Origin of the sequence: Streptomyces boluensis (assembly GCF_009908195.1) — a bacterium.
GTDB classification, from domain to species: Bacteria; Actinomycetota; Actinomycetes; order Streptomycetales; family Streptomycetaceae; genus Streptomyces; species Streptomyces boluensis.
Window position 1 is genome coordinate 1 of the sequence record NZ_JAAAHS010000711.1, and the last position, 1,415, is coordinate 1,415.

1 protein-coding gene is annotated in these 1,415 nt (G+C 69.8%); it reads left to right on the forward strand.

The features are described from left to right. Positions 1-28 precede the first annotated feature (28 nt). Positions 29-1,405 (forward strand): MFS transporter, encoded by a 1,377-nt coding sequence (locus GUY60_RS37650; RefSeq protein WP_161705993.1) that lies wholly within the window; start codon positions 29-31, stop codon positions 1,403-1,405. Positions 1,406-1,415 lie beyond the last annotated feature (10 nt).

The following is a 1,415-nucleotide window of genomic DNA, read 5'->3' on the forward strand; positions in this document are numbered from 1 at the left end:
CCCCCTGCCTCTCCCCCGAGGAGCCCCCGTGTCTCACCCGGAAGCCGCCCCGGTGCCGTCCGCCCCGCCCGTGGGCAAGCCGCGCAAGGCCGCCTTCGCCGCCTGGATCGGCAGCGCCCTCGAGTACTACGACTTCTTCATCTACGGCAGCGCCGCCGCCCTGGTCTTCCCCAAGGTCTTCTTCGACCCGGACGACCCGGCCACCGCCACCCTCATCTCCCTCGCCACCTTCGGCGTCGCCTACGCGGCCCGGCCGGTCGGCGCCCTCTTCCTCGGTCACATCGGCGACCGCGTCGGCCGCCGCACGATCATGGTCTGGACGCTTGTCCTCATGGGCCTGTCCACGTTCCTGATCGGCTGCCTGCCCACGTACGCGCAGGCCGGCACCCTCGCCCCCACGCTGCTCGTCCTGATGCGCGTCCTGCAGGGCCTCTCCGCGGCGGGCGAGCAGGCCAGCGCCAACGCCATGACCCTGGAACACGCCCCGGAACACCGCCGCGGCTACTACACGAGCTTCACCCTCAACGGCACCCAGGCCGGGCAGATCCTCGCCACCCTCGCCTTCATCCCGGTCGCCGCGCTGCCCGACGAGCAGCTCTACACCTGGGGCTGGCGCATCCCGTTCCTGCTCAGCGCGGTCGTCGCGGTCATCGGCTTCGTCATCCGGCGCACCCTCGACGAGACGCCCGTCTTCCAGGAGGCCAGCGCCAACGAGGCCGTCGCGAAGATGCCGCTCGCCGAGCTGCTCGTGAACCACTGGGCGAGCGTCCTGCGTGTGATCTGCGCGGCCCTGATCGCCACGGTCAGCACGATCTTCTCCGTCTGGGCCCTCGCGTACGCCACCAGTGACGCTGTCGGCCTCGACAAGACCGGCATGCTCTGGGTCAACGGCTGCGCCAACGCCGTCGCCCTGCTCGCCATCCCGCTCTGGGCGCGGCTCTCCGACCGCATCGGCCGCAAGCCGGTCTTTCTGACGGGGGCGATCGGCTGCGCCGTGCTGATCTTCGTCTACCTGTGGGCGATATCCACCGGCTCGTATCCGCTGGTCTTCGGGGTCGGCGTGCTGTTCTTCGGTGTCGTGTACAGCGCGGCCAATGGGATCTGGCCCTCGTTCTACGGGGAGATGTTCCCCGCGCGTGTCCGGCTCTCCGGTATGGCGGTCGGGACGCAGATCGGCTTCGCCGTCGCCGGGTTCGCCGTCACCATCGCCGAGCAGATCGCTGGGGGCGATGGGTCCAACTGGGTGGGGGTCGCGGTGTTCTCCGCCGCTGTGTGTGTCATCTGTGCTGTGGCGGTTGCTACGGGGCGGGAGACGCACAAGGTTCCTACGGCTGAACTGGGGTTGCGTGCGGATGAGTTGGGTGCCCAGGGTGGCGGCGCGAAGGTTGAGTCGGCGGCTGTCTGAGCTCTAGCTG